General features: G+C 43.2%; 10 protein-coding genes. 8 read left to right on the top strand and 2 right to left on the bottom strand.

Annotation, left to right across the window (positions count from 1 at the left end; all coding sequences use genetic code 11):
- Positions 1–4: 4 nt before the first annotated feature.
- The 4 genes from sprA to HMPREF1154_RS12440 all read left to right on the top strand — a co-directional run bounded on the left by sprA (position 5) and on the right by HMPREF1154_RS12440 (position 10,126).
- Positions 5–7,084 (top strand): T9SS outer membrane translocon Sov/SprA, encoded by a 7,080-nt coding sequence (sprA, locus tag HMPREF1154_RS12455; RefSeq protein ID WP_009642988.1) that lies wholly within the window; start codon positions 5–7, stop codon positions 7,082–7,084.
- Between the two features lie 233 nt (positions 7,085–7,317).
- Positions 7,318–8,532: a TPR end-of-group domain-containing protein gene (locus HMPREF1154_RS12450; protein ID WP_009642994.1), complete on the top strand. Its 1,215-nt coding sequence runs from the start codon at positions 7,318–7,320 to the stop codon at positions 8,530–8,532.
- A gap of 310 nt (positions 8,533–8,842) precedes the next feature.
- A complete protein-coding gene (locus HMPREF1154_RS12445) occupies positions 8,843–9,421 on the top strand; it encodes a porin family protein (RefSeq protein ID WP_009642964.1) in 579 nt (192 codons plus the stop codon).
- Positions 9,422–9,544: 123 nt separating this feature from the next.
- The gene (locus HMPREF1154_RS12440; RefSeq protein WP_034567526.1) at positions 9,545–10,126 is read left to right on the top strand and encodes a porin family protein; all 582 of its coding nucleotides are present in this window, start codon (positions 9,545–9,547) and stop codon (positions 10,124–10,126) included.
- A gap of 95 nt (positions 10,127–10,221) precedes the next feature.
- Here HMPREF1154_RS12440 and HMPREF1154_RS12435 read toward each other — a convergent pair whose 3' ends face one another.
- Positions 10,222–12,072, bottom strand: a complete 1,851-nt coding sequence (locus tag HMPREF1154_RS12435) for a M1 family metallopeptidase (RefSeq protein WP_009642990.1) — start codon at positions 12,070–12,072, stop codon at positions 10,222–10,224.
- A gap of 140 nt (positions 12,073–12,212) precedes the next feature.
- On the opposite strand from HMPREF1154_RS12435, the gene HMPREF1154_RS12430 reads away from it, so the two are divergent.
- Positions 12,213–12,983 (top strand): 3'-5' exonuclease, encoded by a 771-nt coding sequence (locus HMPREF1154_RS12430; RefSeq protein WP_009642943.1) that lies wholly within the window; start codon positions 12,213–12,215, stop codon positions 12,981–12,983.
- A gap of 349 nt (positions 12,984–13,332) precedes the next feature.
- Here HMPREF1154_RS12430 and HMPREF1154_RS12425 read toward each other — a convergent pair whose 3' ends face one another.
- On the bottom strand, positions 13,333–13,986 hold the full coding sequence (locus HMPREF1154_RS12425) for a hypothetical protein (RefSeq protein ID WP_009642951.1): 654 nt from the start codon (positions 13,984–13,986) through the stop codon (positions 13,333–13,335).
- 320 nt (positions 13,987–14,306) lie between these two features.
- Between HMPREF1154_RS12425 and HMPREF1154_RS12420 the strand changes: the two genes are divergently transcribed.
- Genes HMPREF1154_RS12420 through HMPREF1154_RS12410 form a run of 3 tightly spaced genes read left to right on the top strand, consistent with a single transcriptional unit; the run spans position 14,307 to position 16,514 of the window.
- Complete coding sequence (locus HMPREF1154_RS12420) at positions 14,307–15,662, top strand: Na(+)-translocating NADH-quinone reductase subunit A (RefSeq protein WP_009642993.1); 1,356 nt, start codon at positions 14,307–14,309, stop codon at positions 15,660–15,662.
- 16 nt (positions 15,663–15,678) lie between these two features.
- Entirely contained in the window at positions 15,679–16,182 is a 504-nt protein-coding gene (locus HMPREF1154_RS12415) for a ClbS/DfsB family four-helix bundle protein (protein ID WP_009642942.1), read from the top strand.
- 11 nt (positions 16,183–16,193) lie between these two features.
- Positions 16,194–16,514 (top strand): DUF4288 domain-containing protein, encoded by a 321-nt coding sequence (locus HMPREF1154_RS12410; RefSeq protein ID WP_009642957.1) that lies wholly within the window; start codon positions 16,194–16,196, stop codon positions 16,512–16,514.
- Positions 16,515–16,525 lie beyond the last annotated feature (11 nt).

Here is a 16,525-nt window from a genome sequence, read left to right as displayed (position 1 = left end):
CAAGATGAACGGGAAATTATTTATAAAGTTATTTTTCTTTTTCTTCATGCTTCATGCTTTTGAGGCTTTTGCTCAAGAGAAAGATACCACAGAAAAGAAAAAGGATACGATCAAGACCAGTCGCTCCCTGCGCCGTTTGTTATTGAAGGATTCCGACAGAATCTCTCGCAAGTATAAGTACAATGCGGCTCTGGACAAATATGTGTATAGCGAGAAGGTAGGGGAGTATGACATCTCTACCCCTATTTTCCTAACACCCCAAGAGTACGAGAGCCTTGTGATGCGTGAGCGTATGGGCTTGTATTTCAGGGAGAAAAGTAGGGCTATGCAGCCTACTGCTCAAGGACAAACACCCAATAATGCCCAGCGGGATTTGCTCCCTGAGTTCTATGTGAAGTCGGAGCTTTTCGAATCTATCTTCGGGGGGAATAATATAGACATTATCCCACAGGGGAATGTTGCCTTTGATTTGGGTTTGCGCTATACCAAGAACGATAACCCTTCTATAAGTCCTGAATATCGCAGTTCCTATGGGATTGATTTTGACCAGCGTATCAGCTTGGGCATACAAGGGAAGGTAGGTACCCGCCTGTCTATCAATGCGATGTATGACACCCAAGCGACATTTGACTTTCAGAATGTCTTCAAGCTGGAATATACGCCCAATGAGGACGATATAGTACGCAAGGTGGAACTGGGGAATGTGAGCTTGCCACTGAATAGCTCCCTTATCACAGGAGCGCAGAGCCTCTTTGGGGTGAAGACCGAACTCCAGTTTGGCCGTACTACTATAACAGGGGTGTTTTCCGAACAGCGCTCTCAGTCCCAGACAGTTACAGCTCAAGGGGGCGGTACTATGCAGGATTTTGAAATCCGTGCGCTTGACTATGATGAGAATCGCAACTACTTCCTTTCCCAGTTCTTCAGAGACCAGTATGACCGTGCTTTGGAGAACTATCCTTATATACGTAGCAAGGTGCAAATCGTACGTGTGGAGGTATGGGCAACCAACCGCTCCAATCGTACCTCTAACATTCGTAACATAGTAGCTTTGCAGGACTTAGGGGAAGCCAAGGCAGAGAATACCCGTATAGCGGGCAATGCGCCTGTAGGTTTCTTCCGTGGTTCCATAGGGGATAGGCCTACCAATGAGGCCAATAAGTACGACCCTACTCGTATAGACTCTCCTCAATCAGTACTTACCAAGGAGATTCGCGATGTAGCGACTATTCGTTCGGGATTTGGCACTATGTCGTCCTTGGTCAATGAGGGCTTTGACTATGCGGTTTTGGAAAACGCTCAAAAATTGGAAGAAGGTCGCGACTTCAAGGTTAATAAGCAATTGGGATATATCTCTCTGAGTCAGCGACTTAATAACGATGAAATATTGGCTGTTGCCTACCAATACACCTATGAAGGAAATGTATATCAGGTAGGGGAGTTTGCCAACGATGGGATCTCGGCTACAACCAATGCTTATATAGCGGGTCAGAACAAGATTACCAATAACTGTTTGGTGCTGAAGATGCTCAAGAGTAATCGTTTGGTTACAGGTGATCCTATCTGGAACCTGATGATGAAAAACGTATATTCGCTCAATGCGGTGCAGATCAATCCTGATAACTTCCGCATGAACATTTTCTACAATGACCCTTCGCCAGTGAACTACATAGCTCCTGTAGATGAGGCTACTTGGAACAGGGAGCTCACCCGCAAGATACTACTTCAACTCTTTAACTTTGATAGGCTCAATGCTTACAATGACCCTGAAAATGGGGGAGATGGTTTCTTTGACTTTGTCGATGGTATCACCATAGACCCCGAATATGGGAAAATCATCTTCACCAAGGTAGAGCCTTTCGGGAAATACCTCTATGACAAATTGGGCGGGGGCAGCCGCTATAATGACCCTACTGCCTATCAGTCTACTTCTACCGCTTGGAATGCCAACCAAAAGAAATACGTCTTCCGTTCCCTCTATACCGATATAAAGGCTAAGGCCTTGGAGGATGCCGAGCGCAACAAATTTACTCTTAAGGGGCGCTATAAGTCCAAAGGAGGGCGTGGTATTTCCTTGGGTGCCTACAATGTCCCTCGTGGTTCGGTACGTGTAACCGTGGGTGGGCGTATCCTACAGGAGGGTATAGACTATACCGTTAATTACCAACAAGGTACCGTACAGATCATAGACCCAACGATAGAAAACTCCAACTTACCGATACAGGTATCAGTGGAGAATAACCTTATCTTCGGCGGACAGAGCCGCCGCTTTATGGGAGTGAATGTGGAACACAAATTCAGTGATAAGTTTGTCGTGGGAACCTCGCTAATCAACATGCACGAACGTCCCTACACCCGCAAGGCCAATTACGGACAGGAGCCAGTGAATAACACCATTTTTGGTTTTGGAGGAAGCTACTCTACGGAACTGCCTTTCCTTACCCGCTTGCTCAATAAAGTACCCTCCTTGCAGAGCGATGTGGCCTCTAACCTCTCCGTTCGTGGAGAGATGGCCTTCTTGCGCCCCAGCAGCCCTCGCAGTTCCGACTTTGATGGAGAGGCGACGGCTTACTTAGACGACTTTGAGGCCGCTCAGACTACAGTGGACATTCGCGGTATGCGTTCGTGGTCATTGGCCAGCACGCCACTGAGGTTTGGTCAAGGTAGCTACCCGAACCAGACCCTCTACGGGAATGCCCCTGAAGATGTGGACAACCTTAAGAACGGCTACGGACGCGCTAAATTGGCTTGGTATAGCATAGATCCTGTTTTCTATGGCAACAATAAGCCAGGCGATGTAAATGCTTCGGAGATTTCTAAGAACAGCACCCGCCGTGTCTATGTCAAGGAAATCTTCCCAGAGCGAGAATTGGCTCAGGGAGACTTGCTGGTACAGAACACATTGGACTTGGCTTACTACCCCAATGCCAAAGGCTCTTACAACAACAACCCACAAGCGATGAGTAGCCTAGCAGCCTCTGACAAGTGGGGAGGTATCATGCGTGGTATCTCGGCTACCAACTTTGAGGAGAATAATATAGAATATATACAATTCTGGGTGCTAGACCCTTATACCTCAGGAGAGTTCACCCCTTCCGCTTCAGGTGAATTGGTGTTTGACTTAGGAAATATCTCCGAGGATATCCTCAAGGACGGCCGCAAGCAGTATGAGAACGGTTTGCCAGGGCTCTCTATACAGTCACCTACCTATACTACCGCTTGGGGGAAAACACCTGTATCCCAGTCATTGCTTTATGCTTTTGATAGCAACCAAGAAAACCGCGCCTTGCAGGATATAGGTTTGGACGGACTTACCGATGAGCAGGAACGTGCCATCTATGCCAATAACTTGGTGGATTCGCCTACTGACCCAGCCTTGGATAACTATGAGTATTATCTTTCCCGCTCAGGTGGGGTGCTTAGCCGATACTATAATTATAATGGTACACAAGGCAACTCCCCAGTGGCTGGCAATAGCCAAGCTGCCTCCCTCAATCCAGATACAGAAGATGTGAACAAGGATAACACCATGAGCACCGTCAATAGCTACTACGAGTACCGCGTGCCTATCCATGGCAATGTACAGCGTACAGACCGCTATGTGAGTGATATCAAGGAAGTATATGCCGAAACCCCTGATGGTCAGCCTGTTTTTGCCCGATGGATACAGTATAAGATTCCTATCAAGGACGCCAATCGTCGTGAATATGGTGGCGGGGGAGACTTACGCTCAGTAACCCATATCCGTATGTACCTCACAGGCTTTGCCTCCGATGTGGTACTCCGCTTTGGTACTTTGGACTTGGTACGAGGCGACTGGCGACACTATACCAAATCGCTCAAGGACGACCTTTCGGCTCCTGATGCTGGTGCCAGCACTGAAATAGGTTCGGTGAATCTCATAGAGAATGGTACTCGTCAGCCGATACCTTACCGTATGCCTCCTGGGGTATATCGCGAGCAAATCAACCAGAACAATACGATTGTCAGCCAAAACGAGCAATCACTTTCCTATACCGTATGCGACTTATCGCCACGCGATGCTCGTGGGGTGTATAAGAACCTCCATGCCGACTTGCGCCAGTACAAGCGTATCAAAATGTTTGTCCATGCCGAGCGCTATAAGAACCAACCCCTTGCCGATGGTGAGTTGGTGGCTTTCGTTCGCTTGGGTTCAGACCTATCGGAAAACTTCTATCAGGTGGAATTACCATTGCAGGTAACCCCCGCAGGAGCCTACTTGGCCGAAGGTATATGGCCTGCTGCCAATAGCTTTGATATTCCTATGGATGCCCTCACCCAGATGAAGGCTAAAGGTATCAATAGCGGTAACTTGGCCAACCTTACCTATTATGATGCGGCACTGAACCATATCGCCTCACCTACGACCACTCCTCATGTAATGGGGCAAAACCGCTATGCGATCAAGGGGAATCCCTCCTTGGCCGATGTGCAAATCATCATGGTAGGGGTTAAGAACGCAACGAGCAACCACGTCTGTGGAGAAGTATGGTTCAATGAATTACGTATGGCCGAGCTGGAGAACAAAGGCGGTTGGGCAGGTATTGCCGCTGTGGATCTCAATGCAGCCGACTTTATGGATATGTCTGTTACGGGGAAAATCAGTACTGTAGGCTTTGGTACTGTAGAGCAGAAGCCTAATGAGCGCAGCCGTGAGGAAGTAAAACAGCTTGATGCTATGATGAATATCAATGCAGGTAAGCTCTTCCCTAAAAAGTGGAATGTACAGATGCCTGTAGGGCTTAACCGTTCTTCCTCTGTGGCTACCCCTGAGTATGACCCTCAGTATGAGGATATCAAGCTCAAAGACCGCATAGCTGCCGCACAGACCCAAGCTCAGAAAGATCTTATCAAAGAACAAGCCGAGGACTATACCCTAAGGCGTGGTATCAGCCTTATCGGGGTGAAGAAGAACCTCGGTGAGGGCGAAAAAGCCAAAGTGTATTCCATAGAGAACTTTACGCTGAACTATGCCTATAACCAAATGGATCACCATGATTTTGAGATAGAAAGCCAAAGAGAACAAAACGTACGTACAGGGGCGCTCTATGCTCATGCCTTCGAACAGAAGAAATGGGAACCCTTCAAAGGCAACCAGCAGGTAAGTGCCAGCAAGTACCTCAAGTGGCTATCGGAGGTGAATTTCAATTTCTTGCCGAATAATATCTATATAGGGCCTACCATTACTCGTGCCTTTGCACGTCAGCGTTTCCGTGAGGTGTATCCACTAGGGGTGAATCCTGATAATCAGGTGCCGCTTCCTGAGTTGCAACAGCGCAACTACCTCTTTGATTGGCAATATGGTATCAATTATTCATTGACCAAGTCACTCAAGGTAAGCTATGATGCTACCAATAGCAATATAGTACGTAATTATTACCGCTATAATAATATAGGTGAGCGAGAGCTGAACAAGGAACTCACCCTATGGCATGACTTCTGGAATCAGGGAACACCGAACCACTTCATGTCGGCTTTCAAGGTCAATTATGAGTTGCCGTTGGATAAGCTACCTTACTTATCTTTTGTCAAGGCCTCCTATTCCTATACAGGAGACTTTGATTGGCAACGAGGCTCTGAGGCCTTGACCCAAGTGGCGGGGCATCAGATCAATAAAGTACAGAATGCCAATACCCACAACCTAACGGCCAATATGACTTTTGACCGCTTCTACTCCTCTTTAGGGGTGAAGAATAAGGGACTTGGTCAGAAATCTACCGGTAAGGATCACCTCTTGCGCTTGGCTACCATGATCAAGCGTATTGGGGTAAGCTATACTGAAACCAATGGCTCTATGCTCCCTGGGTATTTGCCACAGGTAGGCTTCTTTGGTACCTCCCAACCTTCGTTGCCGTTTGTTTTCGGTTGGCAAGATGACATTCGCTACGAAGCAGGTCGTCGCGGTTGGCTCACTCGTTTTGATGATTTCAACGAACAGTTTATCCGCTCTACCAATAAGACCCTTAACCTAACGGCCAGTTTGCAGCCCGCCAATGATTTGCAAATAGACCTGAAGGCCGATCGTGAGTATATAGACAACTTTGAAGAGACCTTCAATGCCGTACCAGGGTATTATAATCCGCTAATAGGCAATACTACGGGGAACTTTATGATCTCCGATAATATGATATTGACCTCTTTCATGGCATCGGATGAGTATAGCTCTAAGGCCTTTGAGAAGTTCAAAGACAATAGAATCGTCATTGCAAGGCGCTTAGCCGCACAGCGAGGTATCAACCTTTCTGACCCTAACAACCTTGATGCCGATGGCTTCCCTAAGGGCTATGGCAAGAACAACCAAGCGGTGCTGATGCCTGCTTTCTATGCCGCTTATACCGGTCGAGATGCCGAAGGGGTAACCTTGGGTGCTTTCCGTAGCTTCCCAATTCCTGCTTGGACAGTACGTTATTCAGGATTGATGCGCCTTGAGAGCTTCAAGAATACTTTCCGCCGCTTCTCTCTCACCCATGGCTATCGTGCAAGTTATGCCTTGAGTGATTTCCGTACCAATCTGGAGTATGTCAAGAATCCAGACCAGTTAGACCAAGGAGGTAATTTCCGCAACGAAAAGCTCTTTACCAATGTGAACCTCGTAGAGCAGTTCTCTCCGCTGATTCGTATAGATGCCGAATTGCAGAACTCTCTGAGTGTAATGGGGGAAATACGTCGGGACCGCACCATCTCTATCAGCTTGGATAACAACTATCTCACCGAGCTTATGCGCCGAGAATACCGATTGGGCTTGGGTTATCGTATCAAGGATATCAGCTTTGCCTCCCGCTTCAATGGGCACGATGTGATTATCAAGAGTGACCTGAACCTCAAGGCCGATATTGCCCTACGTCGTGACTTTACCGTGATCCGCAATATGGAACTCAATGATAACCAAGTAACCAACGGGCAAACCTCTTGGCTAGGTCGCTTCACGGCAGATTACTCGTTCTCTAAGAACCTATCAGGAATCTTCTATTTTGATTATTCCTTCTCTAAATACGCCATCTCTACCTCTTTCCCAATGACGACCATACGTACGGGAATTACAGTGAGATATACGTTTAATTAGTGACAAGTGACAAGTGACGAGTGACTAATGACGAGTGACGAGTGACGAGTGACAAGTGACTAATGACAAGTGACTAATGACAAGTGACTAATGCAAATCAATAGTTAAAAAATATCTGTATAATCTAATTTGTTAAGGCGTAATTTATTACTTCTTAGATAGTTAGTGAATAGCATTTTAATTATTGATTTGCATTTTTACCTTTAAAAGTATAATTCAGAAACACAGCTTATATGAAAAAGTATTTTTTATTCTTTATCTTGAGTCTTTTTGCTTTGTATGCAAAGGCTCAATCTTCCTATACATTGGAAGACTATTTCAATTATTTCCAACAAGCTGGTGACAAGTGTCAGCAATTACATAAGGAAGGAAAGTATCAAGAAGAAGAGGAGATTTTTATTTCTAATTTGAAAAAATTGGAAGAGGTATCCTTAACTGAAGAAGACCCAAAGCGTCAAAAGAACCTTATTGAGGCTCTAAAAGCCAATATATATTATAATTTGGCTTGCGTACGCTCCTTGCAAAACAAGAAAAAGGAGGCCATTGAGGCTCTAGAAAAGGCGATTGCTTTTGGCTATAATGATTATAGACATACAAAAACAGATGAGGATTTTATCAATATTCGCAAGGAAAAGAAATTTCTTGTGTTATTGGAAAAATTAAGACCCTTTGATAAGCTAGTGATACTACAGCAAGCAGGAGGTTATCAAAAACAGCAGACAGATACCCTTCCTCGCTTTACCTATCAATCGGCCAAAGATCCATCTCTTGAGCATGTAAGGAACTATTTTAAGTTGGATTCTGTAGCAGGAAAGGGAGATGAACTCTCTAAAATATTCAATCTGCTTCGTTTTGTACATAATAATATAGCACATGATGGAGGAAATTATGCGCTCTGTGAATTTGATGCTATAGATATCTATAACTATCATAAGACAACAAAAAAAGGAGTGAATTGTAGGCACTTGGCCATTACACTCAATGAAATGTACCTGGCTATGGGGATTCCTTCTCGTTATGTAACCTGTATGCCTAAGGATCCCAATGATATGGATTGTCATGTGATTAATAGTGTCTATTCTCAACAATTGCAGAAATGGATTTGGATAGATCCCACTAATAATGCTTATGTGAAAGATGAAAACGGGAATCTCTTGAGTATAGCAGAGGTGAGAGACCGACTGATACATAACAAGCCCTTAGTCCTCAATGAAGATGCTAACTGGAATAATCAAAAAAAGCAGACTAAAGAAGAGTATCTGGAAAGCTATATGGCAAAGAATTTGTATTGGTTCTCTTGTCCGCTACAAAGTAGATTTAACCCAGAGAGTCGTTTTAGAAAAACAGATACTTCATATGTAGCTCTTTTGCCTGAGGGCTTTACAATTCAAAAGGGAATAGAAGAATATATCACTAATAATCCTGATTATTTTTGGCAAAAACCATAGTTAGTAGTTTGCTACTATAGCCTATGCTTATTGATTTTGGCACGTTTTTTGAAACATTAGTGTCAGTTAATCAAGGATTGAAATATAGCTAATAACGCAAATCAATAGTTAAAACATTATTTACTAACTGTCTAAGACGCAATAAATTGCGTCTCTACATAGACGCTGGCTAAGACAACTCCTGATGAGCGTAGTCATCCGTAGAGACGCAATTTATTGCGTCTTAATGAATTGGACTATACAATTGTTTTTCTACTATTGATTTGTGTTAATAACTCTATATTTCTAAAATCCTATAATCTTTAAATTAATGAAGAAAATTTTAATAACCGTAGCATTTGCTGCTCTTGCGATAGCAGGAGCTAATGCACAAGTAAAATTTGGCGTTCGTGCAGGGCTTAACCTTGCTGATGTAGCTTCTAAAACAGATGGTGTAAAAGATGAGACAAAAATTCGTCCTTCTTTCTATGTGGGAGGTTTGGCAGAATTTGCCTTTAACGATGTCGTTCTTATGGAGGCAGGTCTTACTTATTCTAACCAAGGATCTAAGACCAAAGAAGGTGGTGACAAAGATATGCAATATACCCTTAACCTTCCTATATGGTTTAAGTATGATTTTGCAGGATTCCGTCCTAAAGCGGGATTCTATGCAGGTTATATGATTGAGCGTAAGGCAGAATTGAGAGGTAGGACAGTAATAAGAGATAGAGGTGCTTACAACTACTTTGACTATGGTATTGGCTTAGGTGCAGAATACAACCTCCCTAACAATGGGTTGTTCTTTGAGGCCTCTTATAACTGGGGCTTGGCGAATCTTAAAAAAAATGGAGATGCTAAGAACTATGAGAACAATCGTGTGATTCAAGTAGGGGTAGGGTATAAGTTCTAATTCCTTATTGGGAAGAGAGAAAAGTGACTTTGGCATGTTTTTTGAAACATTAGTGTCAGTTAATCAAGGATTGAAATATAGCTAATAACTCTATATTTCTAAAATCCTATAATACTTAAAATGATGAAAAAAATTTTAATGACTGTAGCGTTTGCAGCCCTTGCCATAGCAGGAGCTAATGCACAAACAAAATTTGGCGTTCGTGCAGGGCTTAACCACACGGATCAGGCTGCTAAAGAATACGATATCAAGCAGGAAACAGTACCTCGTATTTCTTTTCATGTAGGTGCCTTGGTAGAATATGCTTTTAATGATGTAGTCCTTATGGATGCAGGGCTTACTTACTCTAACCAAGGATATAAGACAAAAATAGGAGACGGAAAAGTTATAGACCATACCCTTAACCTCCCTGTATGGTTTAAGTACGACTTTGCAGGCTTCCGTCCTAAAGCAGGACTCTATGCAGGTTATGTTCTTAATCATGAATTAAAAGGTAATACAAGCTCTTCTTATTCCATAAAAGATGAGGATTACAACCACTTTGACTATGGTATTGGTTTAGGTGCTGAGTATAACCTGCCAAACAATGGTTTGTTCTTTGAAGCCTCTTATAACTGGGGCTTGGCGAATCTCCGAAAGAATGGAGACTCCAAGAATTATACCAACAACCGTGTAATTCAAGTAGGGGTAGGGTATAAGTTCTAATATCCCCCTAACCCCCGAAGGGGGCAGAAATACAAGAAGCCGTTCCAAAAATCAGGAACGGCTTCTCTTTTGTAATATAAAAACTAATACCCTTACTATTGTTGGAAAGTATTGTTGTCTCTATTGATATCAGTGGTGATATTATAGGGGTCAATCACTACTTTTTGTATATTTTCAAAAGGAATAGCTACCTCAAAGCTATAGGTAGGATAAGCCCAACCCCAAGCAGGAAGCACTTTGCGCTCATAGCTATAAGGGTTTTCCTTTTCACCAAATTGCATACGTAGCGGAATGTAATAATAATGCGTATTACCACTCTTATCTACAACAAATACATCGGCAGGGAGGGGCATACGATCCACGCGGCGTAGAGTGATTTGGGTTTGTTGTCCCTTAGCTTCCACTTTCTCTACTGCATAATCCACATGATCAGGGGTTTGCATGAACTCATTGAGGTACCAATCCAATTGCATGCCTGAAACCTCTTCTGCACAACGGATAAAGTCATGAGGTTGTGGGTGCTTGAAGGCAAATCTCTTGTAATAAAGCTGGAGAGTTTTCTCCACATTCTTTTCTCCTATGATATACTCCAATTGGCGGAGGAAAAGTGCCCCCTTCACATAAGCGGTAATCGAATAAGCATAATTGGTATTGAAGCGGTCGGAGTGATGGGTAGGAGTTTCTTCAAACTTAGACTTGACATACCTATCATAAGACCTATAAAAGCTAGTGAAAGGTGCCACTCCAGTGATACGGCTCAAGGCTAAGTCCTGAATATAAGAGGTAAAGCCTTCGTCCAACCATGGGTAGTGTGTCTCGTCAGAGGCCAAAATGTGCTGGAACCAAGCGTGACCTAACTCATGTACGGCAGTGCTAAGAAGACTTTCGTATGCCTCTTCTCCCTCTATAAGGGTACACATGGCGTATTCCATACCTCCATCACCTCCTTGGATAAAGGAGTATTGGCGCCAAGGATATTTGCCCACAAACTTATTATAGAAGTCAAAGGTCTTGAGCATATCGGGCTGGATACGCTTCCACACTTCTGGGTATTTCTTGTATAGGAAGTGTAGGGTGATGCCATTGCCTGCGTCGTGCTTGTCATGGATAAACTGAGGGTCAGCCGCCCAAGTAAAATCATGTACCTGAGGTGCATAGAAGTGCCAAGTACGGGTTTTGCCCTTTACTTTGGGAACCTTTACGCCAGTATCTTCGTAGCCAAAACCAATCTCATTGTTGTTCTGCAAGTAACCAGAGCCGCCTACGATATAATCCTTATCAAGGGTGATTTTTACATCAAAATTGCCCCATACACCATAGAACTCACGAGCGATATATTCGGTAGTATCCCAGCCGCGGTAGTCGTATTCGGCTATTTTAGGATACCATTGGCTCATGGAGAGCGCCACTCCGTCGGGACTGTTTCTACCAGTACGGCGAATCATCACAGGTGCTTGACCAGCAAAGTCCAATCGGAAAGTAGTACTCTTGTGAGGAGGCAGAGGTTTGCCCAACTCTACCTTTAGAATAGTCCCCTCAGTGTGATACTTAACAGGGGAGCCATCTTGGGTAAGGTTACTTACCTTTAGATAACCAATCTCATCGGGCTTAAGGGAGGCGATACGGCTCTCATATTGGGGATTTTCCTTGCTGGATTTGTTAATTGCCATACGACTATCAGGGTCGCGGATAGTCTTAAGGCGGGCGTCCATCTCGCTATTGGGTTGGAAAGCATTTAGGAAAAGATGATAGAAAACCACCTTGAGCGTATCAGGAGAATTGTTCGTGTAGGTGAGTTCTTGTTTTCCCGTGTATTGGTAGTTTTTTACGTCCATATTGACCTCCATTTTGTAGTCTACATGTTGTTGCCAATAGGGAGCGTTTTGCCCTTGGAGGGTGCCTATGGAAGAAAGCACCACAAGGGAGAGCATGCGTTGGTAATTCATCACTTATACAGTTTTGTAATTATGGATACAAAGATACGAATTTTATAGCATATTTTATAGGAAAAAATAAAAAACTTGAGGATGTATATGTAATTTTTTTTCCTTACTTTTGTGCTCTCTTATCTTGTAAAAACATTCTAATGGAACTGAACCTTACCCGCCCGATTTGTTTCTTTGATTTAGAGACCACAGGCACCGATGTATCCCGCGATCGTATCGTAGAAATCTCTGTACTTAAGGTATATCCTAATGGTAATAGAGAGAGTAAGACATGGCTGGTGAATCCTACCGTACCCATTCCGCCTGCCTCTACCGATATTCATGGGATCAGCGATGCTATGGTCGCCCAAGCTCCGACTTTTAAGGAGCTTGCTAGGCAGATACATACAATGATCAAAGACTCCGACTTAGCGGGCTATAACTCTGATCGCTTTGATATACCCCTACTGGCCGAGGAGCTATTACGTGCAGGGGTAGATTTTGACCTCAAGAACCGCGTAACGGTAGATGTGCAGACAATTTTCCACAAAATGGAACAGCGTACCCTCTCGGCCGCTTATAAGTTCTATTGTAAGAAATCCTTGGACAATGCCCACTCTGCCGAGGCCGACACTACAGCTACCTATGAGATTCTCAAGGCACAACTCGATACCTATGCCGATACCCTGCCCAATGACATCAAACAGCTCAGTGACTTCACTACTCGCAAACAAGTAGCTGATTTTGCGGGCTTTATTGCCTATAATGAAAAAGGAGAAGAGATATTTACCTTTGGCAAACACAAAGGGCGCAAGGTAGAGGAGATTCTAGAGGAAGAACCAGGCTATTTTGGCTGGATGCTCAATGCGGATTTCCCACTCTATACCAAGAAAGTACTCACAGCGATACGACTTAGGAAGATGACAAATTAATGTCCTCCCCCTTCCCCCTCCGAAGGAGGGGGCAAGGACACTGAAAAATCAGAATATGTTATAAAAGAATAGATATTCAGACTTATACAAAGAAATCATGCTGCCTAAACACTCTAATCACCCCCTCCTTCGGAGGGGGGTAGGGGGGAGGACATAAGGAAATTTCCAAGCACTTATGTAGATACCCATGCTTTCGGAGGGGGATAGCCAGCGAGTGCCCACAGCTGGGTATGTGAAGAGATGTTTTGAAATCCAATAAGTTACAGAAATTGCGAAACTTAAATAAATAAAAAAACCGCTCCCTTGTGAGAAGCGGTTTTCTTAATTTCTATAAAGAAGAAACTAATTCTTAGAAATAAAGGTTTAGGAGTACAGAAGCAGTTCCGAAACCACTATCAGGAGTACCGATGTTGAAGTTAATAGTAGAAGCATCGTTTACTGATTTGTATTTGAAGAATACTCCGTATGAGTATTGTGCTCCTAAAGCTACTTTAGGGAATACAAAGTATTCAGCACCTGCAAAACCTTGTGCACCAATAAGGAAGTTAGTGTTCTTTTTAGCAGGAGAACCGAAACCAACAAGACCATCAACTCCATAGAAACCTTGTAGACGAGAGGAGCCTTTTCTCCATTCTTTACCATAACCTACCAAAAGACCAAATGCATTAGTTGCATCTACATCTTTTTGTTTTTCAAAAGAAAAAAGAAGGTTAGCAGTGTAACGATCTGCAGTAGTATCAGAGGTGAAATTTCTTCCTACGAAGCTAACACTTTTATCGAATCCTGGAAGTTGAGTAGCATCATTGCTGTTGAAAGCTACTTTGTTACCAGTACTACCATTGAAAGCATTTCCTACAAATTCCAAAGCACTATTGGCATTAAATCCGATAGACCAATCACCTTGTTTTGGTAAGTAGTTTTCTCCCTTAGAAGAAGTAATTTCCTGAGCATTGGCAACGCCAAATGCAAATACAGCTAAAGCTGATAAAAGAATTTTTTTCATCTTAAAATGTATTTAAATTATGGGGCAAAGATATGTTTTTTTTTTGAAAGGAAAAGAAAATACAATATCTTTTTGTAGCTTTTATGGGTAATATATTTGTTTTCAAGGAGTTGTGAGAAATGGAATTTAAGAAAACAATAACAGAGATCGTTTATTAGAACTGACAACTGACTTCTGATAACAGACTACTGATTATAGCTAATTTATAAAGAGTATAAATAACGAAACATGGCTGTTAAAAGTCAGTTTTCATACTAATTAATTCAAAAAAAAATAATACTTTTGCACGACTTTTTAAGAAACTAACTAATTTATATCCTATGTCAAGCGACATCCGTATTCGAAAAGGATTGGATATTCAGCTGAAAGGAAAAGCTGATGCCATTACGAAACCTGCTCCACTGGCGGCTGTGTATGGTATTAAGCCTGCTGAATTCCACCGCGTCATCCCTAAGCTCATCGCACGCGAAGGGGCAACACTCAAAGCCGGAGACGCCGTTTTCTACGACAAAAGAGATGAAAGGGTACTCTTCCCTTCTCCCGTTAGTGGTACTATCACGGAGATTATCCGTGGAGAACGCCGTAAAATTCTGGAAATCAGAATTACTCCCGATGCTACTCAGTCTTTCCAGGATTTTGGAAAGAAGGAGGTAAACTCACTCTCACCAGAGCAAATCAAGGAACACTTGCTTGAGTCAGGTGCTTGGCCGCTCATTAAGCAACGTCCGTACGACGTGATTGCTAGCCCTGACAGCCAGCCTAAGGAGATTTTCATCTCGGCTTGCAAGACCAATCCGCTAGCCCCTGATTATGACTATGTGCTCAAGGGCAAGGAAAAGGAATTGCAGGTGGCTCTTACAGCCCTTTCCAAACTTACCACTGGTAAGGTGCATGTATCTGTCTTCAAGGACAGTTCTCTTTCTCCTTTCCGCAGTCTTAAGGATGTCGTATTGCACAACGTCTCAGGACCACACCCAGCAGGTAATGTCAGCACCCAAATTGCGAAAATTAGCCCTATCAACAAGGGAGAAGTAGTATGGGTGGTTGCTCCTCAGGACTTGGTAGTCATAGGCGAGCTTTTCCTTACAGGACACCTAAACCTCACACGTACAGTAGCGCTTACAGGAGCTTCCATGGAAAATCCTCACTATGTAACAGCTATTGCAGGGGCACAAATCAAGAGTGTAGTAGGAGCAGGGGTAAAAGATCCTGCCGCTACCCGTATCATCAGCGGAGATGTGCTTACCGGTCGAAAGGTGTGTGAAAACACTTACTTAGGCTTCTATGATGATCAGATTACAGCCATTCCAGAAGGTAATGACTACGACCTATTGGGTTGGGCAAAACCTATAAGCAACAAGATTTCCCTTACCCGTGCTTTGACCTTCTCTTGGCTACACCCAGATAAGGAATACAACCTCAACACCAATACCAATGGAGAGCAACGTGCCTTTGTAGTAACAGGTATGTATGAGGAGGTATTCCCACTAGATATTTACCCTATGCAGCTGCTCAAAGCCTGCTTGTATAAGGATTTGGACGAATTGGAAAACTTAGGAGCTTATGAAGTAGCCCCTGAGGATTTTGCCTTGACCGAGTTTGTATGTGTGTCCAAACAGCCACACCAGCAAATCATCAGAAACGGTTTGGATCTTATGATGGACGAATTGGGATAAAAGTTGCTATAGCATAATGGCCAGACCCACAACGAAGCAAGATTTAGAGGCTTTAGCCAAAGAAAACTACCAAAAGTTAGTTTCTTTGATAGAAGCACTATCAGACAAAGAGCGAGAAAAAGCATTTCCCGAAGGTACTATGAATAGGAATATTTGTGATGTCATAGGTCACTTGTATCATTGGCATTTATTATTCTTAAACTGGTACGAGGTAGGGATGCGAGGTGAGAAACCCAAAATACCCAAAGAAGGCTATACTTTTTCTGACACCCCTAAGCTCAACCGAGAGATATGGGAGCAGTGTCAAGGAGTGTCACTTACTGAGATACGCTCACTTTTTGAAGCCACTCATAACAAAGTGTTTCAACTTATACAGAAACACACAGATGAGGAGCTTTTCACTAAGAAAAAGTATCACTGGACGGGGAGTACATCTTTAGGTTCTTACTTAGTTTCGGCAACATCAAGTCATTATGATTGGGCTTTAAAACTAATTCGCAAGTCCATAAAGAAGAAATGACGAAGTTTCAAATGAAGTATATAGCATTAGTTCTTTTAGAGACTGAAAACTTAGTTTCGAAGGAGAAAACTTACGATGAGACGTTACTTTCTATAAAAGCCTCTTCCTTAGAAGAAGCACGGGAGTTGGCTCTCAAGTATGGTCAATCTTGCCAGACAAGCTATAAAAATGGACTGGGAGAGGAAGTAAGTATTCATTTCAAGCAACTTATTGATGTAAATCAGTATTTGAGAGAAGAATATGAGGATGCTGTACTGGAATTGTATTCGCGTCATTTTGAGGATTTAGAGAGTTATAGTCATTTTGAAAAGCTATATTCTAAAAGTAAATAATTAACTTATTC

Source organism: Capnocytophaga sp. CM59 (assembly GCF_000293175.1).
Classification (GTDB): domain Bacteria; phylum Bacteroidota; class Bacteroidia; order Flavobacteriales; family Flavobacteriaceae; genus Capnocytophaga; species Capnocytophaga granulosa.
This window is presented reverse-complemented; position numbering and strand designations above follow the sequence as displayed.